At 70.9% G+C, this 17,389-nt stretch carries 12 protein-coding genes; 3 read left to right on the top strand and 9 right to left on the bottom strand.

Features of this window, described 5'->3' with window-relative positions; translation table 11 throughout:
* Positions 1 to 89: 89 nt before the first annotated feature.
* Both Pen02_RS35755 and Pen02_RS35750 read left to right on the top strand, forming a co-directional pair.
* Positions 90 to 1,463, top strand: a complete 1,374-nt coding sequence (locus Pen02_RS35755) for an acetamidase/formamidase family protein (RefSeq protein WP_203870611.1) — start codon at positions 90 to 92, stop codon at positions 1,461 to 1,463.
* A gap of 125 nt (positions 1,464 to 1,588) precedes the next feature.
* Complete coding sequence (locus tag Pen02_RS35750; protein ID WP_239141840.1) at positions 1,589 to 2,662, top strand: serine hydrolase; 1,074 nt, start codon at positions 1,589 to 1,591, stop codon at positions 2,660 to 2,662.
* A gap of 196 nt (positions 2,663 to 2,858) precedes the next feature.
* Here the strand turns inward: Pen02_RS35750 and Pen02_RS35745 are convergent, their stop codons facing one another.
* From Pen02_RS35745 to Pen02_RS35705, 9 genes are all read right to left on the bottom strand, one after another.
* Positions 2,859 to 3,845: an NAD(P)-dependent alcohol dehydrogenase gene (locus tag Pen02_RS35745; protein WP_203870610.1), complete on the bottom strand. Its 987-nt coding sequence runs from the start codon at positions 3,843 to 3,845 to the stop codon at positions 2,859 to 2,861.
* A 207-nt stretch (positions 3,846 to 4,052) separates the two neighbouring features.
* The gene (locus tag Pen02_RS35740; protein WP_307837760.1) at positions 4,053 to 4,754 is read right to left on the bottom strand and encodes a TetR/AcrR family transcriptional regulator; all 702 of its coding nucleotides are present in this window, start codon (positions 4,752 to 4,754) and stop codon (positions 4,053 to 4,055) included.
* 115 nt (positions 4,755 to 4,869) lie between these two features.
* Positions 4,870 to 7,134 (bottom strand): alpha-glucuronidase, encoded by a 2,265-nt coding sequence (locus Pen02_RS35735; RefSeq protein ID WP_203870609.1) that lies wholly within the window; start codon positions 7,132 to 7,134, stop codon positions 4,870 to 4,872.
* Positions 7,135 to 7,165: 31 nt separating this feature from the next.
* A complete protein-coding gene (locus Pen02_RS35730; protein ID WP_203870608.1) occupies positions 7,166 to 9,232 on the bottom strand; it encodes a beta-galactosidase in 2,067 nt (688 codons plus the stop codon).
* Complete coding sequence (locus Pen02_RS35725) at positions 9,229 to 9,921, bottom strand: DUF624 domain-containing protein (RefSeq protein ID WP_203870607.1); 693 nt, start codon at positions 9,919 to 9,921, stop codon at positions 9,229 to 9,231. Before Pen02_RS35725 ends, Pen02_RS35730 begins: the two co-directional genes overlap by 4 nt.
* A gap of 71 nt (positions 9,922 to 9,992) precedes the next feature.
* Positions 9,993 to 11,633 carry an ABC transporter substrate-binding protein gene (locus Pen02_RS35720; RefSeq protein WP_203870606.1) on the bottom strand — a complete coding sequence of 547 codons (1,641 nt, stop codon included), beginning with the start codon at positions 11,631 to 11,633 and terminating at the stop codon, positions 9,993 to 9,995.
* Positions 11,634 to 11,691: 58 nt separating this feature from the next.
* On the bottom strand, positions 11,692 to 12,654 hold the full coding sequence (locus Pen02_RS35715) for a carbohydrate ABC transporter permease (protein ID WP_239141837.1): 963 nt from the start codon (positions 12,652 to 12,654) through the stop codon (positions 11,692 to 11,694).
* Positions 12,651 to 13,643, bottom strand: a complete 993-nt coding sequence (locus tag Pen02_RS35710; protein ID WP_203870605.1) for an ABC transporter permease — start codon at positions 13,641 to 13,643, stop codon at positions 12,651 to 12,653. Before Pen02_RS35710 ends, Pen02_RS35715 begins: the two co-directional genes overlap by 4 nt.
* A complete protein-coding gene (locus Pen02_RS35705; RefSeq protein WP_239141835.1) occupies positions 13,640 to 16,066 on the bottom strand; it encodes a beta-xylosidase/alpha-l-arabinosidase in 2,427 nt (808 codons plus the stop codon). The genes Pen02_RS35710 and Pen02_RS35705 overlap by 4 nt, the downstream gene beginning before the upstream one ends.
* A gap of 291 nt (positions 16,067 to 16,357) precedes the next feature.
* On the opposite strand from Pen02_RS35705, the gene Pen02_RS35700 reads away from it, so the two are divergent.
* Positions 16,358 to 17,389, top strand: a complete 1,032-nt coding sequence (locus Pen02_RS35700) for a LacI family DNA-binding transcriptional regulator (RefSeq protein ID WP_203870604.1) — start codon at positions 16,358 to 16,360, stop codon at positions 17,387 to 17,389.

The raw sequence follows: 17,389 nt of genomic DNA, 5'->3' as shown, positions 1-17,389 counted from the left end.
CGGACCAGAGATCGAAATCCGCCGTCGGTACAACGGCCGGGTCAGCACGGATGATCGCCGGTCGGCGACCGGAGGCGCGAGGAGTACCCATGTCGATAGTGGACGAGCCAGGTGCGGTACGGGACGCGCTGGTCGGCGGGATCGGTCGGCGCGACTTCCTCCGGGCCGGCGCGGCGGTGGGTGCCGCCGCCGGGATGGCCCCGCTGGCCGGTGCCGCCCCGGCGTACGCGGGGCACGGGGCCCGGCCGCCGGCCGCTCCCCGGGAGATCCTCCAGCCGGGGAGCGGCCCGATCCACGGCAAGCACTACCTGCGGTCCCGACCCGACCAGGTGCGCTGGGGCTACCTGCCGGCGATCGGCAGCCAGCCCGTGCTGCGGATGCGCTCGGGGGAGACGGTCACCATCGACACGGTGTCGCACGAGGGCATCCTGGAGGACCAGGGCCGCGATCCGGTGGAGTACTTCGCCGGCCACGGCGTACCCCGTTCCGAGGTGCTGCGGGACGCGGTCGAGATCGCCCGTGACTACGCCCGGACTCCCCGGAACTTCGACGTCGACGGCCCACACGTGATCACCGGGCCGATCCGGGTGGACGGTGCCGAGCCGGGTGACGTGCTCAAGGTGGAGATGCTCTCCATGCTGCCCCGGGTGCCGTACGGGGTGGTGTCCAGCCGGCACGGCAAGGGTGCGCTGCCCCGGCTGGCCGGTGGCGCCGTACCGGCCGGGATCACCGAGGCCGAGATCATGCCGCCGGTCGGTACGGACGGCCGGAGCACCGGTGATCCCACCCGGTACGGCAACGTCTCGGTCTTCACCCCGGTCCGGCAGGGCCGGAAGGGGGAGTTAACCGGGGTGTTGCCCCGGGGTCGCGCCGGCCGGGTCGCCTTTCCGCTGGACCCGTTCATGGGGGTGCTGGGCGTCGCCTTCGCCGCCGCCACCGAGCTGACCGCGCCGGAACTGAACTCGATCCCGCCGACCCTGGGCGGCGGCAACATCGACATCAACCTGCTCGGCGTGGGCTCCACCTTCTTCCTCCCGGTATTCGCCGAGGGGGCGCTGTTCCACGTCGGCGACCCGCACCTGGCGATGGGCAACGGCGAGGTGGCGTTGACCGCGCTGGAGGGGTCGCTGCGCGGCACCTTCCGGCTGACCGTCTGCAAGCCCGGCTCCGGGGACGCGCCGTCGGTGGCCTTCGGCTATCCGTTCGCGGAGACACCGGATGCCTGGGTGCCGGTCGGTCTCTCCGATCCGGACGGCGTCCGTGGCGGCCAGGGCGGCGATCTGGACATCGCGATGCGCCGGGCGGTGGTCAACGCGCTCGATTTCCTGGAGCACGACCTGGGGCTGGACCGGGCGGTCGGCTACGCGTACCTCTCGGCGGCCGTCGACTTCGAGGTGTCGCAGGTGGTCGACCGCACGGTCGGGGTGCACGGGGTGATCCGCAAGGCGCACTTCGCCGACTGAGTCGTGCCCGTCCGGGCTGGTCAGCCGGGGTCTGACTGGCCTGGTGGGCATTGCCCGGGTTGTTGCCGCAAATCCCGATCGGTACGCTCCCCACGACAACTGTCGGTGATCATGGGGGAGGAAAAGTGCCGGATCAGGTCAGTCGCCGGGCGGCGATCGGGATGGGGGCGGCAGCGGCCGCACTGGTGGCGAGCGGACGGCCCGCCGCCGCCGCGCCGGCCGGGCCGACCACGACGGTGGCGGTCGGTCGGGCGCCGGTCTCCGGACCCACCGGACCGGTCGGGCCGCTCGGCGCCACCGGCACCGCCCAGACGACGATCCGTCAGGCGTACGCCGAGCAGAAGGCCCGGGCCGGTGGGGTGTGGCACTCGCACATCGCGATGGTCAACGCCGCCGGTGCCCTGGAGGTCGTCGTGGCGGACGACGTCGACAAGGTGACCCACGGCTACAGCGTGCAGAAGCTCGCCGTCGCGGTGGCGGTGATGGACAAGATCGACCGTGGTGAGCTGCGGCTCGACCAGAAGCTGGACCTCACCGCCGACATCATCCTCGGCGGCACCGGCATCTACTTCCTGCACACGGTCTGGGGCGACGACATCACGGTCGCCAACTTCCTCACCGCGCTGCTGCTCGTCTCGGACAACACGGCGGTGCGGATGTGCGGCCGGGTGGTGCCGGCGCTGGAGATCAACGAGATCCTCGCCAGCAAGGGCTTCACGCACACCCGGGTGGAACCGGTCGCCAACCCGAACCGGTTCTTCCTCGGCGTCACCACGCCCCGGGAGACCCACGACCTGCTGTGGCGGCTGGCCAACAAGACGATCCTGACGCCGAGGTCGGCGGACTTCCTGCTCGGCATCCTGCGTTGGATCAACGGCTACCACGACGGGGTCCGCCGCAACATGTCCTCGGCCGAGCGCAGCCGGGTCGCCACCAAGTACGGCGCGGACTACGACGAGCTGGGTGCGGCCCGGCACGAGGCCGGCATCATGTTCGACGCGGCCGGGGCACCGACGCTGACGTACGCGATGTTCGCCGACTCCCTGCGCGACCTGGACAACTACGGGGCGACGCATCCGGCGGTGCAGGCGCACGCGGTACTCGGTCGGGTCATGTTCAACACGATCGCGTCGACCACCAACCGTACCGCGAAGGCCCGGCACTCGGTCGACCAGTTCCGCCCGGTCGACGGCGGCTGACCGGCGATCCGCCCGACCGGCGGCCGACAGCCGACGACCCGGTGCGCCGGACCAATCTGCTTGAACGTGGTGGTGGCCGGTCACCCCGCTTCCCGCTGCCTGGCGGCCGGTGCGATCCGGTCGTCGGGCAGCGCCGGGCCGACTGCACGGCACCGACCGCACGGCACCGGCCGTGCGGTCGGGTGGTTGGCGGCGGTCAGAGCGTCACGACCACCTTTCCCGGGCTGTGTCCCTGCTCCTGGTAGCGGACGGCCGCCCGGATGTCGGCGAACGGGTAGCGCCGGTCGATCACCGGGCTGACCTTGCCCTCCTCGATCAACCCGTTCAGCGTCAGCAGGGCCTGCCGCTTGTCCGGGCAGGCGACCGCGTCGGCCCGGGCGATCCGCTGCGACACCAGCGGTGCCGCCGCGAGGGTCGCGGCCATCCAACCGACGGGCTGTAGCCAGCGGCCGGCCGGCCCGCCGACCACCACGAGGGTGCCGTCCGGGCTGAGCACCCGCCGGTACGCCGGCACGGACCGGCTGCCCGCGTTGTCCAGCAGCAGGTCGTAGCGGCGCCCGCGTCGGGTGAAGTCCTCCGTGGTGTAGTCGACCACCTCGTCCGCGCCGAGCGAGCGGACCAGGTCCACGTTCCGGCCGCTGCACACGGCGGTGACCGTGGCGCCGAACGCCTTGGCGAGCTGTACGGCGAACGTGCCGACCCCGCCCGAGGCGCCGTTGACGAGTACCTGCTGGCCGGGTTCGATCCGGCCCGTGTCGCGCAGGCCCAACAGGGCGGTGACGGCGGCCATCGGCACCGCCGCCGCCTGCTCGTACGACAGGTTGGCCGGCTTCGGGGCGAGCAGGTGCTCCGGGACGCAGACGTACTCGCCGAAGCCGCCCTGTTCCAGCAGGGCGTAGACGTCGTCGCCGGGGCGGAACCCGGTGACGTTCCGGCCGACCGCCTCGACCTGGCCGGCCATGTCGCAGCCGGGGATGGCGATCGCCGGGCGGCGCAGCCCGAGGATGCCGGGCATCAGCCGGGCGACGTACGGCTCGCCCCGGATGATGTGCCAGTCGTAGGGGTTGACGGAGGTGGCCCGGACCCGCACCAACACCTCGTCGTCGGCGGGGGAGGGCCGCTCGACCTCGGTGAGGTCCAGCAGGTCGGGGGAACCGTACGAATGCAGGACTGCCGCCTTCATGATCGTCTCCTCGTCCGGTGCGGTCGTGCGGCGGGGGTGTACGGACGAACGTCCCGGATGGATCGTCGGCCGTTCTTACGCTGTAAGTCGTACAACGTAAGGTACTCGTACGGCGTAAGGTTGTCCAGGGTGTGCCGAGCCGGACCGCTGCCGGCGGTCAGGTGGGTGAGTTGACGAACGTCCTTCGAGGACGAGAAAACTTGCTGGTCAGGCCCTTTCGCGGGCCCGGTCGAGACCGTCGAGGATCAGGTCGAGTCCGAACTCGAACTCGGTCTGGTCGTCGCACCAGCCCAGCGTCGAGTCGGGATCGTCGTGGGCGATCTCGGTCAGCATGCCGACCAGGTGCGGGAACTGTCCGGCCATCTCGGCGAGGTCGGCCGCCTGGTCGGTGGCCCCACCGCCGCCACTCGGGTCGAAGAGTTCCTGGGTGAAGCCCAACGCCCGGCTACCCAGCGCGTGCATCGCATGGTGTGCCAGGTCGTACGAGAAGCCGCCCGCGAGCATCATCCCGAGCAGGGCGTCGTAGTACCGCAGCACCGCCGGACTGGTGTTGGTGCGCGTCTCGAAGACCCCCGGCGCCCACCGGTGTCGCAGCAGCACCTCACGGGCGGAGAGGATCCGCTGGCGTACCGCCTTCTTCCAGTCGGCGCCGTCGGCGGGTACGTCGATCCGCTCGACGACCTCGTTGATCTCGGTCGCGATCAGGTCGACGACGCCGTCGAGCACGTCCTCCTTGTTCGTCACGTGGTAGTAGAGCGACATCGCCTCGGCCCCGAGGTGCTCCGCGAGCCGGCGCATGGTGAGCGACTCGATGCCACCGGAGTCGGCGACGCTGACCGCGGCCCGCAGCACCCGCTCGCGGCTCAACGGCATCCGGGGCTCGACGCCGGGCTCGGCTTGGCTCGCCACCTACCTCACCTTTCGTCCGGGACGCCATCCTACAAGGCAGGCAGCGGCCCGGACCGCAGGTGGGAGCCGCCCGGAACCGCCGGCCCGGTGCGGTCCGAGGACGGGCTCGCCGGTCCTAGTGGATCCGTCGACCGTGCGCGTCCGGTACCCCGGACTTGCGGAGGAAGTAGGTGTTGACCTGGTCCCGCCACTCCTCGGCGCAGCGCTGCTGCTCGGCGAGCCGGTCGGCCACCCGGGCGTGCAGCGCCGCGTCGACCAGCCCCGAGCCGCCGATCCGGTCCCACCGCCGCCGCATCCGGGCGACCTGGTCGACCCCGGCGAAGTGGGTGTCGTAGATGTGCTGGACGACCGTCGCGCCCGACCGCAGCACGTGCCGGTAGGGCACGTGGTGGAAGAAGAGCAGCAGGTTGTCGGGGCAGTCGGCGAGCGACTCGTACCGGTCCGACCACGGCTGCGGGTACTGGCCGGTGAAGCCGGTGCCGGAGGCCCGGGTACGGTCCACCCCGACGCCGTCCCGGTCGGCGAAGTGGTAGGTGCCCCACCGCGAGTACTCGTAGCCGTCCACGTCGGGGCCGTAGTGGTGCCCCGGCGCGACCATGAAGCCGACCCCGAGCGGTGCGGTGTACCGCTCGTAGGTCCGCCAGGAGTCGTCCATCAGCGCGTGCAGCGTCCCGCGCAGCGTCTCGCGGTCGGCGTCGGGCTTCCGGTCGCTGCCGGAGTCGGGCTCGGTCCCGAGTTCGCCGTCGCTGCCGATCCCGGGCTCGCCGTCGCTGCCGGCGCCGGGCTCGGAGTCGGGGTCACCGGTCGCCGACGCCGGGAAGGTGAGGTCGATCCACTCGTCCAGTACGGCCACCGGGTCGAGGTCGGGTGCCCAGGCGAGCCGGCCGACGGCGTAGAGGTTGGCCTGGGCGAGCGGGTGCCCGGTCCAGTAGTGGTCGTCACCCACGTTCGAGACGACCACCAGTCCACCGCCACCCGCCGACGCACCCCCGCCGTTGCCGGCCGGTGCACCGTCGCCGTCGTCCGCCGGGCCGGCCACCAGCGAGGCGACCGTCGGCCGGCCCGGCCCCCAGGGCGCGAACCGCAGCACCTCGCTCCAGTACGGACCCAGGTAGCAGACGTGCCGCTGCTGCCCGGTGTACTCCTGGGTCGCCTGCACCTCCAGCGCGAGCCGGGTGTTGGGCATGGCGGTGAGGACCGGGGAGACGGGCTCGCGTACCTGGAAGTCGATCGGGCCGTGCTTCACCTGGAGGATCACGTTGTCCCGGAACCGGCCGTCCAACGGGGTGAAGTGGTCGTACGCCGCCCGCGCCCGGTCGGTCGACCGGTCCCGCCAGTCCTGCCGGTGGTTGTAGACGAAGGCACGCCAGTGCACCACCCCGCCGAACGGCGCCAGCGCGTCGGCGAGCATGTTCGCCCCGTCGGCATGGTCGCGCCGATACCGGTACGGGCCCGGCTGCCCTTCTGAGTCGGCCTTCACCATGAAGCCGCCGAAGTCCGGAATCGCCTCGTAGAGCCGGCCGGCGGCCTTGGCCCACCAGGCCCGTACGCGCTCGTCGAGCGGATCCGCGGTCGGCAGCTCGCCGAGGCTGACCGGCGCGGCGAAGTTGACCGACAGGTGCACCCGGATCCCGTACGGCCGGACCAGGTCGGCGATCGCGGCGACGTCGTCGAGCCGGTCCGTGAGCAGTCGGGTCGCCGTGCCGTGCACGTTGACGTTGTTCACCGTCATCGCGTTCATCCCACAGGCGGCGAGCAGCCGGGCGTAGGCGCGGATCCGTTCCGGGTCGCCGGCCGGCGCACCGTCCCGCCAGAAGATCGACCCGCCCGCGTAGCCGCGTTCGACCTGCCCCATCACCGGGTGCACGTCGAGGTTGTCCCAGTGGCTGACCAGCCGGAGCCGCAGCGCCGGCCGGTGCGCCTCGACCGGGCGGTCGGCACCGAACGCCGCCGGGCCGAGCCGGACCAGGTGGAACAGCCCGTAGAGCAGCCCGGCCGGCGCGGCGGCCAGCAGCACGGTGACACCGCCCCGGCGGGCCAGCGCGAACCCCTCCGGCCCGAGCCCGGCCACCTCGGCACCAAGTTCGGACCCGACCTCCGCTGGCAGCGCACCGCCGGCCGGTGGTGATCCGGTCGGGGCGAGTGCGAGCACGAGGTCGGCCGGGGTCTCGTCGGCACCGGCCCGCTCCGGTTCGGTCGCCTGGCCGGACAGCCGGCGTACGGTGCCGCCGTAGCGGGCGCGGGCCCGGCCGACCTCGTCGTACACCGTGTCGACAAGGGTGCCGTCGCCGTAGACCAGCGTGTGGTGCGCGCCGATCGCCCGGAACGCCTCCGGTGGCAGCCACGCCGGATGGGGTCGGCTCGGATCGGTGCTGGTCATCGGGTACCTCCCCGGGATCCGTCGGGCACGGTCACCGGTCCGCCTCCGCCGGGGCCGGGTCGGCGTCCTCACGCAGCACCAGCACCCCACAGGGGTCGAGCCGGATCGGCCGGCCGGCCTCGACGCGGTCGCCGCCGAGCAGGTCGGTGCCGCCGACGCGTACGGTCGTCTCGACCGGCTCGGTGCCGTGGTTGAGCAGGAACAGCAGCCGCGTCCCGTCCGGGGCGACCCGCACCGTCGACTCCAACCCGGGCAGGTCCGCGTACGGCCCCAGCAGGTCGTGCCGGGCCAGCACCTGCCGGACCACCCAGGAGACGCCCGGCTGGTCGAGACCGGTGGCGACGTACCAGCCGTGGCCGGCACCGTAGTCGTTGCGGGTGACCGCCGGAGTACCGGCGTAGAAGTCCGCCTGGTACGTGCCGACCACCTCGGCACCCTGCGGGATCACCAGCTCGAACAGCAGCCGCGCCTCGACCTCGATCTCGGCCTGCGGCTCGGCGCCGCGCAGGCGTACCGGATTGACCACCTCGGGGTCGCGGGCGTCCCATTCGTCGATCCGGATGCCGGTCAGCGGCCCGAGCGGGCCCGGCACGTCGGTCAGGAACGCGTTGTCGTCCTCGTCGACCCGTCCGGAGAGGAAGGTGGTCAACACCGAGCCGCCGCGCTCGGCCACCGCCGCCAACCGCTCCGCCAGGTCACCCTTGACCATGTGCAGCGCCGGCGCGACCACCACCTGGTAGCCGGCGAGGTCGGCGGTCACCGGCAGCACGTCCACGTCGACCCCGGCCTCCCAGAGCGCCCGGTAGTAGGCGTGCACGATCTGCTGGTAGCGCAGCAGCCGGGACGGGCCGTCGGAGATCTCCAGCGCCCACCAACTGTCCCAGTCGAAGAGCAGCGCGACCCGGGCCGGGGTCCGGGCCCCGAGCGTCGCCGGGCCGAGCCGGTCCAACTCGGCGCCGAGTGCGGCCACCTCGCGGAAGACCCGGGTGTCCTGCCGCCCGGCGTGCCCGATGACCGCGCCGTGGTACTTCTCGCAGGCGCCCCGGGAGGCGCGCATCTGAAAGAAGAGCACCGCGTCGGCGCCGTGCGCCACCGCCTGCCAGCTCCACAGCCGCATCACTCCGGGCCGCTTCAACGGGTTGACGTCCCGGGCGGCGGTGTAGCTCGGCGTCTGCTCCATCAGCCAGAACGGCTGACCGTCCTTGAGGCCGCGCATCAGGTCGTGGGCCAGCGCCATCCAGGCCGGCGAGTTGTCGTCCGGCGGGTAGTTGTCCCAGGAGGCGAAGTCGAGGTGCGGGGCCCAGCGGTGGTAGTCGATCGGCCGGTACATGCCCATGAAGTTGGTGGTGACCGGGACGTTCGGGCTCGACTCGCGGATGGCCGCCTTCTCGTCGGTGAAGTTGGCCAGCATCGCGTCCGACATGAAGCGCAGGTAGTCCAGGGTGATGCCCTGGAACGCGGTGTGGTTCGGCCCGCGCCAGTGCTCGGTCAGCGCCGACGGCGGCTCGATCTCGGCCCAGTCGGTGAAGGTGTGCGACCAGAACCTGGTGTACCAGGCGGCGTTGAGCGCGTCGAGGCTGCCGTACCGGTCGCGCAGCCAGTCGCGGAAGCCGGCGGCGCAGAGGTCGCAGTAGCAGGCCCCGCCGTACTCGTTGCCGACGTGCCAGGCGACCACGGCCGGGTTGCCGGCGTACCGCCGGGCGATCCGGCGGGCGAGTTCGGTGCCGAGTCGACGGAAGACGGGGGAACTGGGGCAGGAGTTGTGCCGCTGGCCGTACCGGTGCTTCCGGCCCTCGAAGTCCGTCCGGGTGACCTCCGGATGCGCCCGGGCCAACCAGGCCGGATGTGCCCCGGTGCCGGTGGCCAGGCAGACCTGCCGGCCCTCGGCGACGGCCCGCTCGACGATCCGGTCCAGCACGGCGAAGTCGTAGACGTCCTCGGCGGGCTGGGTCAGCGCCCAGTCGAAGACGCCGAGCGTCACGGTGTCGATCCGGGCGGCGTCGAAGAGCCGGTAGTCCTCCTTCCAGACGTCCTCCGGCCACTGCTCCGGGTTGTAGTCCCCGCCGAAGGCGACCTTCCCGGTGGCGGGCAGGCTCATGCGGTGAACTCCTCTTCGACCTTGCCGACCAGCGGGCGGGAGTTGCGGAGCAGGGCCAGCGTCAGCACCGAACCGAGCAGCCCGAGTACCGCCTCGGAGGAGAGCCAGACGATCCCGGCCGCCACCACCAGCAGGCAGGCGTTGCCCAGGGTCACCCCCGGGGCGTGGCCGAGGAAGTGCAGCGCCAGCCGGGCCACGTCCCGGATCCGGAAGGTGAACAGCGACGTGATCACCAGCGCGTTGATGCCCCACAGCGTGACGCCGAGCGCGACCAGCAGCAGCGGTACCCGCCACCAGCCGGGTACGCCGGCGGCGCCGAAGTTGTTGAGGTTCAGCCCGACGACGGTCAGCCAGAGCAGCCAGGGCAGCCAGATGGCGAGTACGCCCCGGACGTTGGCCCGGTAACCGCGCCAGAACAGCGCCGCCGGCCGCAGGTCGGCCAGGTCCGGGCGGTGGTGCCGGAGGGCGTAGAGCGCGGCGGAGACGGCCGGGCCGACCGGCAGCAGGCAGAGCGCGACCAGCGGCAGGTTGCTGGCGTCCCGGTCCAGCAGCAGGAGCAGTGGCAGCAGTCCCGGCAGCGTGGTCAGCACCAGCAGCAGTTCCACCACCAGCAGGCTGTAGACCAGTGCCATGGCCCGGGACAGTGGCCCGGTGCCGAACCGGCCGCCGACCCGCACGGTGTCGTTCATCCCTGCTCCTACCCTGGTCGTCCGAACTCCGGTCCGGTCGGGCCCCGACGGACCCGACCGGACCGGGGTGGTCAGCCGTGTTCCTTCTGGTACCGCTCGTACGCCTCGTTGACCTTGTCCATGTACGCGTCCATGTTCTTGCCCTTGAGTTCGGCCAGGTAGGCGTCCCACTGGGCGAGGTCCCGCTGGCCGAGGATGAACTGGAGGGTCGCCTGGTAGACGAAGTCCTTCAGCGGCGTCTGCCAGAGCGACACCTGCTCGCGCTCCTCGTCGGTGAACGGGTACGGCGGCGCCACCGCGCGCGGCGTCCTGGCGTTCATCACCTTCTGGAACTCCTGCTCCTCCGGCGAGAAGAACGCCTGCACCAGCTCCGGCTTGCCGCCGTAGGTGAAGACGCCGTTGTAGAAGCCGAAGTCCTTCTGGAGGTGCTTGGGTGCCTTGGGGTTGAGGCCGATGACGTTGACGTCGGCGGCCAGCGAGTGCTTGCCGGAGGCGTCCTTGGTGAAGGTGGTGCCCTCGACGCCCCACCTGGCGAACTCCTGGCCGGAGTCGGAGTAGAACAGCCAGTCGATGAACTGCATCATGGCGACGAAGTTCTTGCTGTCCCGGGCCTTCTTCGAGATCATGATGCCGTTCTCGAGCCGGGGGGCCGGGTTGATCTCGCCGGCCGGACCGATCGGCAGCGGGATCTTGGTCAGCTTCGCGTTCGGCAGGGTCTTCGCCAGGTCCGGGCGGTAGTCGTTGACCAGGCCCTGCGCGTTGCCGCTGATCACGAACGACTTGCCGTTGGCCAGCTTCTGCCGGGCGGTGTCGTCGGTCTGGGTGAACGACTCCGGGTCGAGCAGCCCCTCCTTCACCAGCTTGTTGAGGTAGGTCAACATCTGCCGGTGCTGCTCGCTGGCGCCGGTGTAGAAGAGCTTCTTGCCGGTCGGGTCCCAGCTGATGTGCTGGAAGTTCCAGCCGGCGCCCTCCATACCGTAGGAGGCGGCGAGCAGGTTCAGCAGGTTGCCGGCCGGGTTCGGCTGGCTGTACCGGTCGGAGAACGGAATGGTGTTCGGGTACTTCGCCTTCATCGCCTTGAGCATGGTGTAGACGTCGTCCCAGGTCTTCGGGACCTGGAGGTTCAGCTCCTCGAGGATGTCGGTCCGCACCACGAGCGAGTAGTCGTGCCAGGGCTTCTCGTGCACCCCGGGTAGCAGGTAGAACTTGCCGTCCGCCTGGCGGCGCTGGTTGATCTCAGGCGCCAGGTTCCACTTCGCGATCTTGTCCTTGAAGTTCGGCATCAGGTCGAGGTAGTCGCTGACCGGCAGGATCGCGCCGGAGGAGACGAAGACGTCCTCCTGGCTCGGGTACGTCTTCGGGATGATGAACGGCGCGTCGCCGGCACCGATCAGCAGGCTGCGCTTCTGCTCGTAGTCGCTCAGCGGCACCGCGACCGGTTCGAGCGTCACGTTGGTCCGCTTGTTCAGCTCGGTCCAGAAAAGCCAGTCGTTCTTCAGGGGATAGTTCGGGTGGTTGTTGTAGAGCACGGAGAAGGAAACCGGCTCCGTCGCCTTGAACTGCTGGTCGACGCCGAGTTCGGACATCGCGCCAGCGCGGTTCGCCGAGAGGTCCTCGGCCTCGGAATCGTCGCCACTGCCGCAGGCGACGAGGGAGAGGGTGAGCGCGCCGGCAGCGACCACCGCTGCACGACGCCGAACTCGTTGGAACATCGGGCTTCCTTTCGCTGGTGGTTCGTGGGTCGATCAGGCGGGGCTGTGGTCGGCCGGACTATCCCTTGACCGCGCCGAGCATGACGCCGGACACGAAGTACCGCTGCACGAAGGGATAGACCAACAGGATGGGCAGGGTGGTGAGCACGATGGTCACGGCCTTCAGGGTCGCCTCGGCCTGTACCTCGTTCGCCTCGGAGACGGCGCCGACGTTCTCCGCGCCGACTGCCCCGGCGATCAGGTTGCGCAGGTAGACGGTGACCGGAAGCAGGTCCTGCCGGTCCATGTAGAGGAACGCGGCGAACCACGAGTTCCAGAAGGAGACGGCGTAGAAAAGCACCATCGTGGCGATCAGCGCCTTCGACAGCGGGATCACGATCCGCAGCAGGATCCCGTACGTGTTCAGCCCGTCGACGGCGGCGGCCTCCTCCAACTCCACCGGGAGGCTCTCGAAGAACGCCTTCATCACCAGCAGGTTGAAGACGCTTATCGCGTTCGGCAGCACGATCGCCCAGATGGTGTTCGTCATGCCCAGGCTGCTGATCAGGACGTAGTTCGGGATCAGGCCGCCGTTGAAGAACATGGTGAAGACCGCGATGCCGATCAGCACCGTACGGCCCTTGAGGTGGTGCTTGGAAAGCACGTACGCGAAGCAGGTGGTCATCACCATCGCGATCGCCGTGGCGACGACGGTGTAGACCACGGTGTTGCGGTAGTTCGTCCAGAACAGCGAGTCCGACATCACCAACTGGTAGGTGTCGATGTTGAACCCGCGCGGCACCAGGCTCACCTCGCCGGCGATGATGTACGCCTCGTCGCTGAGCGACCGGGCCACGATGTTGAGGAACGGGTAGAGCGTCACCACCACGACGCCGGTCAGCACGACGGCGTTGACGACCTGGAAGACCCGGTAGCCCCGGGTGGTCTGGATGCCCCGCCGTCGCCGGGGCCGGTTCAGCCGCTCGACGGCCTTCCCCGGCTCGACGGTCTCGGGCTCGACGGTGCTGGAGTCCACTGTCACCACAGGCTCGTCCCCACTGTGCGACGGGAGATCGCGTTCGCGGACAGGATCAGGGCCAGCCCGATCACGGCCTCGAACAGCCCGATCGCGGCGGCGTAGCTGAAGTTGCTCGACTGGAAGGCCATCCGGAACAGGTACGTGGAGATCACGTCCGCCGTCGGGTAGGTCAACGGGTTGTAGAGCAGCAGGATCTTCTCGAAGCCGACCGCCATGAACGTGCCGATGTTGAGGATCAGCAGCGTGACCATCGTCGGCCGGATGCCGGGCAGCGTGACGTGCCAGGTCTGCCGCCACCGGTTGGCGCCGTCGATCCGGGCCGCCTCGTAGAGGTTGTCGTCGATCGTGGTCAGTGCGGCGAGGTAGAGGATCGTGCCCCAGCCGACCGTCTGCCACACCTCGGAGGAGACGTAGATGGTCCGGAACCACTCCGGCCGTTGCAGGAACGGGACGGGATCGCCGCCGGTGGCCTGGACGATCTGGTTCACCGTGCCGTCGGTGGAGAGCAACTGCATCACCATCGCGGCCACGATCACGATCGACAGGAAGTGCGGCAGGTAGGAGACCGACTGGACGAACCGCTTGAGCCGGCGGGTCCGTACCTCGTTGAGCAGCAGCGCCAGCACGATCGGCAGCGGGAAGCAGACGATAAGGGTCAGCGTGCCCAGGATCAGGGTGTTGGTGAAGACCTCCCAGAACGTCGGGTCGGTCAGGAACATCTTCACGTACCGCAGACCGACCCAGTACTCGCCGAAGATGCTGCCGCCGGGCTGGAAGCGCCGGAACGCGATGACGTTGCCGAGCATCGGCAGGTACCGGAAGACCAGGAAGAACAGCAGCGGCAGGATCGCCAGCGAGTAGAGCTGCCAGTCCCGGCGTAACGCCTGGCGCCAGCTCCGCCGGTGTTTGCGGGTCCTGCGCCGAGCCCCGGGGGCCGGTCCGGCGGGTTCGGCGGCCACGGGTGGTGGGCCGGTGGTGGTGGGTGCGCTCATCCTGGTACCTCCGTGACGGTGGACGGAAGCGTGGGAACCGGCTCGACCCGGGCCGGCGACAGCAGGTGGCGCCGGTGGCCGACCTCGCGCTCGGCGCCGGTGAGCCGAAGCCGTACCGTCGCCGCCGGATCGCCGCTCGACCGGCCGAACCGCAGCTCCACGTCCCCGGGCTCGACGATCCGCCGGCCGTGCAGCCCGGTGAACGAGGTGACGTCGGCCGGCACCGTGAACGTCGCGTACGCTGCCTGGCCGGGCTCCAGCGGCACCCGGGTGTAGCCGACCAGCCGGACCACCGGCCGGGTGGTCTGCGCGACCGGGTCGTGCAGGTAGAGCTGTACGACCTCGGTGCCGGCCCGGGACCCGGCGTTCCGGACGGTGATCCGGACGGTCACCGCATCGTCGACCGGCCACTCCGTTCCGGCACCGTTGTCGTCGGCGGCCTGCTGCGGGTGGCCGTCCGGCCCGACGATCTCCGGGTCGCTCCACTCGAACGTGGTGTAGCCGAGCCCGTGCCCGAACGGGAACGCCGGGGTCGGGTCGACGGACGACACCTCCGAGCGGCGGCCCAGCGGCGGGGCGAGATAGCTGGTCGGCAGCCCGCCCGCGTCCCGGGGCACGCTGACCGGCAGCCGCCCGGACGGGTCGACGGCGCCGGTGAGTACCTCGGCCAGCGCCTGGCCGCCCCGCTGACCGGGGAAGAACGCCTGCACGACGGCGGCGGCCGGGTCGAACTCGGCGCCGAGCGCGTACGGCCGACCGGTCAGCAGGACCAGCACCACCGGGGTGCCGGTGCCGAGGACAGCGCTTACCAGCTCGGCCTGCACTCCCGGCAGCCGCAGGTCGACGGCGTCGCAGCCCTCCCCGGAGGTGCCCCGGCCGAACAGTCCGGCCCGGTCACCGACGGCGAGTACGCAGACGTCCGACTCCCGCGCCGCCGCCACCGCCTCGGCGAAGCCGGAGGTGTCGTCGCCGGTGATGTCGCAGCCCGCCGCGTAGCGCAGTTCCGGGTGCAGCGCGCCGAGCGCGTCGCGCAGCGACGGAATCTCCACCCCCATCCCGCTTCCGGGATACCGGACTCCGATGTGGGCGGGAAAGGTGTAGCAGCCGAGCATGCCCATCGGGTCGTCGGCGAGCGGGCCGACCAGCGCCACCCGCCGCTCCGGGCCCAGCGGCAGTACGCCGTCGGTGTTGCGCAGCAGCACCACGGACTCGCGGGCCAGCCGCAGCGAGACGTCCTGCGCGGCCTCGTCGTCGAGCCGCAGCCCCTCGACGTCCTCGGGCAGCGGCTGCCAGTCCTCGTCGAGCAGGCCGAGCTCCGCCTTCTGCGCGAGTACCCGGCGCAGCGCCCGGTCCACCAGCGCCTCGTCGACGGTGCCGGCGCGGACCGCCTCGACCAGTGGAGCGCCGAAGACGTCCACGGTGGGCAGTTCGACGTCGATCCCGGCCCGCAGCGCCAGCCGGGCCGCGTCGCCGGCCTCGCCGGCCACCCCGTGCAGCGTTTGGAGGAACCGGATCGAGAAGTAGTCCGCGACCACCGTGCCGGTGAAGCCCCACTCGTCGCGGAGCAGCCGGGTCAGCAGCCCCTCGTCGGCGCCGACCGGAACGCCGTCGATCTCGGCGTAGGAGTTCATCACCGAACGGGCGCCGCCGAACCGCAGCGCCATCTCGAACGGCGGCAGGATGACGTCGGCGAGTTCCCGGGGGCCCATCGGCACCGGGGCGAGGTTGCGCCCGCCGCGCGAGGCCGAGTAGCCGGCGAAGTGCTTCAGGGTGGCGACGACGCCGCCGTTCTCCAGGCCGCGGACGTACGCCGCGCCGATCGTGCCGACCAGGTACGGGTCCTCGCCGATGGTCTCCTCGGTCCGGCCCCACCGGTAGTCGCGGGTCACGTCCAGCACCGGTGCCAGCCCCTGGTGCACTCCGGCGGCGCGCATGGACCGGGCGATCCGGCCCGCCGCCTCCTCGACCAGCTCCGGGTCGAAGGAGGCGCCCCAGCTCAGCGGGGCGGGGTAGACGGTGGCCCGCCAGGCGGCGAACCCGGTCAGGCACTCCTCGTGCACCTGGGCCGGGATGCCGAACCGGCTCGCCGCGACGATCTCCGCCTGGGAGGCGGCCAGGGAACGCGCCCCGGCGACCGGGTCGACCGGCGCGGTGCCGAACGGACGGGTGAGCTGGCCGAGCCCGTGCCGGATGACGGTGTCCCAGTGCGGCGCGTCGTCCATCATCTCGAACTGGTACGGCGCGACCCCCTCACCGGAGGCGTCGGCACCGACCCACACTCCCACGAGTTGGGCGACCTTCTCTTCCAGTGTCATCAGTGGAACGAGCGCCTCGGCCCGCTCGACGGGAGAGAGTCGCGGATCGCGCCACGGCGCGGCGACGTCCGTCGTGGCGCCGTCGGCCACGGGCAACTGGCTCTTCATGCCACCCCTTCGGGCCGACCACGGCACTGTCCGGTCCGGACAGACCGCAGGTCAGGCCGGCGAGTCTTCGAAACTTTCGGCAATATCCGCGTTACCTGTGCGGGGGAACTTATGTCCCATGGCGAAGATGTGTCAAGGGTGTCTGAACTGCTGTATCCGTGCCGAGATGGCGTATCGTGCCCGGAGCGGTCCGGACGGCCAGCCGGATGTCACCGCAAGATCGAACCGTCGTCCGTCGGTCCGGTGTTAGGGTTTCGCACCGAAACTTTCGGATAGTTGCGGAGGCTGTTGATGACGAGGTCCCGGCGGATCGTCGAATCTGGCCCCGCGACGATCGCGACCATCGCCGACGAGGTCGGCGTCTCCCTGACCACCGTCTCCAAGGTCCTCAACGGACGCTCGGACGTCGCGCCGGAAACCCGCGCCCGGGTCGAGGCCAGTCTCGAACGGCACCGGTACCGTCGCCGGGGCAAGCGCCAACAGACCGAGGTGCAGCAGATCGACCTGGTCTTCCACGCCTTCGACTCGGCCTGGGCGACGCAGATAATCCTCGGTGTCGAGGCGGTCACCAGCACCGCGAAGGTCGACGTGGTGCTGTCCCATTCGGGCGGTCGGCACCGGCCCTCGCAGCAGTGGTTGGAGAGGGTACTGCTCCGGCGCCCGATCGGCGTACTGCTGGTGCTCTGCCACCTGAGCGAAGCGCAGCACCAGCAGCTCCAGCGCCGGTCGATTCCGCTGGTGGTCGTCGACACCGACAGCGCCACCTCGGCCTCGGTGCCGACCGTCGGCTCCAACAACTGGAACGGCGGCCTGCTCGCCACCCGTCACCTGCTGGAGTTGGGCCACCGCCGGATCGCCTGCATCTCCGGCCCGGAGGACGTACTGTGCAGCCGGGCCAGGGCCGCCGGCTTCGTCTCCGCGCTCGACGAGGCCGGCATCCCGGTCGAACCCGAACTGGTCCGGTACGGTCTCTTCTCCGCGCAGGCCGGCTACCAGCACGGGATGGAGTTGCTGACCCGGCCGGACCGGCCGACGGCGATCTTCGCCGGCTCCGACATGCAGGCCATGGGGGTGCTGCGGGCGGCCCGGCAGCTCGGGCTGGACGTGCCGGCGGACCTGTCGGTGATCGGTTACGACGACCTGCCGGTGGCGGCCTGGATCGGGCCGGCCCTCACCACCGTCAACCAGCCGCTGCGGGACATGGCCGGCACCGCCACCCAGATGCTGCTCGACCTGGCCCGGGGCGCGGAGTTGTCGACCAGCCGGATCGACCTGGTCACCGAACTGGTGGTCCGGGAGAGCACCGCACCGCCACGACGCTGA

Origin of the sequence: Plantactinospora endophytica (assembly GCF_016862915.1) — a bacterium.
Classification (GTDB): domain Bacteria; phylum Actinomycetota; class Actinomycetes; order Mycobacteriales; family Micromonosporaceae; genus Plantactinospora; species Plantactinospora endophytica.
Note: the sequence above shows the minus strand (reverse complement) of the source record. Positions and strands in the feature narration are given on the sequence as shown.

Excerpts from the sequence above, each read along its gene's own strand:
- Pen02_RS35755 (WP_203870611.1), top strand. The coding sequence starts at position 90 with ATGTCGATAGTGGACGAGCCAGGTGCGGTACGGGACGCGCTGGTCGGC.
- Pen02_RS35745 (WP_203870610.1), bottom strand. The coding sequence starts at position 3,845 with ATGAAGGCGGCAGTCCTGCATTCGTACGGTTCCCCCGACCTGCTGGAC.
- Pen02_RS35735 (WP_203870609.1), bottom strand. The coding sequence starts at position 7,134 with ATGACCAGCACCGATCCGAGCCGACCCCATCCGGCGTGGCTGCCACCG.
- Pen02_RS35730 (WP_203870608.1), bottom strand. The coding sequence starts at position 9,232 with ATGAGCCTGCCCGCCACCGGGAAGGTCGCCTTCGGCGGGGACTACAAC.
- Pen02_RS35725 (WP_203870607.1), bottom strand. The coding sequence starts at position 9,921 with ATGAACGACACCGTGCGGGTCGGCGGCCGGTTCGGCACCGGGCCACTG.
- Pen02_RS35720 (WP_203870606.1), bottom strand. The coding sequence starts at position 11,633 with ATGTTCCAACGAGTTCGGCGTCGTGCAGCGGTGGTCGCTGCCGGCGCG.
- Pen02_RS35710 (WP_203870605.1), bottom strand. The coding sequence starts at position 13,643 with ATGAGCGCACCCACCACCACCGGCCCACCACCCGTGGCCGCCGAACCC.
- Pen02_RS35705 (WP_239141835.1), bottom strand. The coding sequence starts at position 16,066 with ATGAAGAGCCAGTTGCCCGTGGCCGACGGCGCCACGACGGACGTCGCC.
- Pen02_RS35700 (WP_203870604.1), top strand. The coding sequence starts at position 16,358 with ATGACGAGGTCCCGGCGGATCGTCGAATCTGGCCCCGCGACGATCGCG.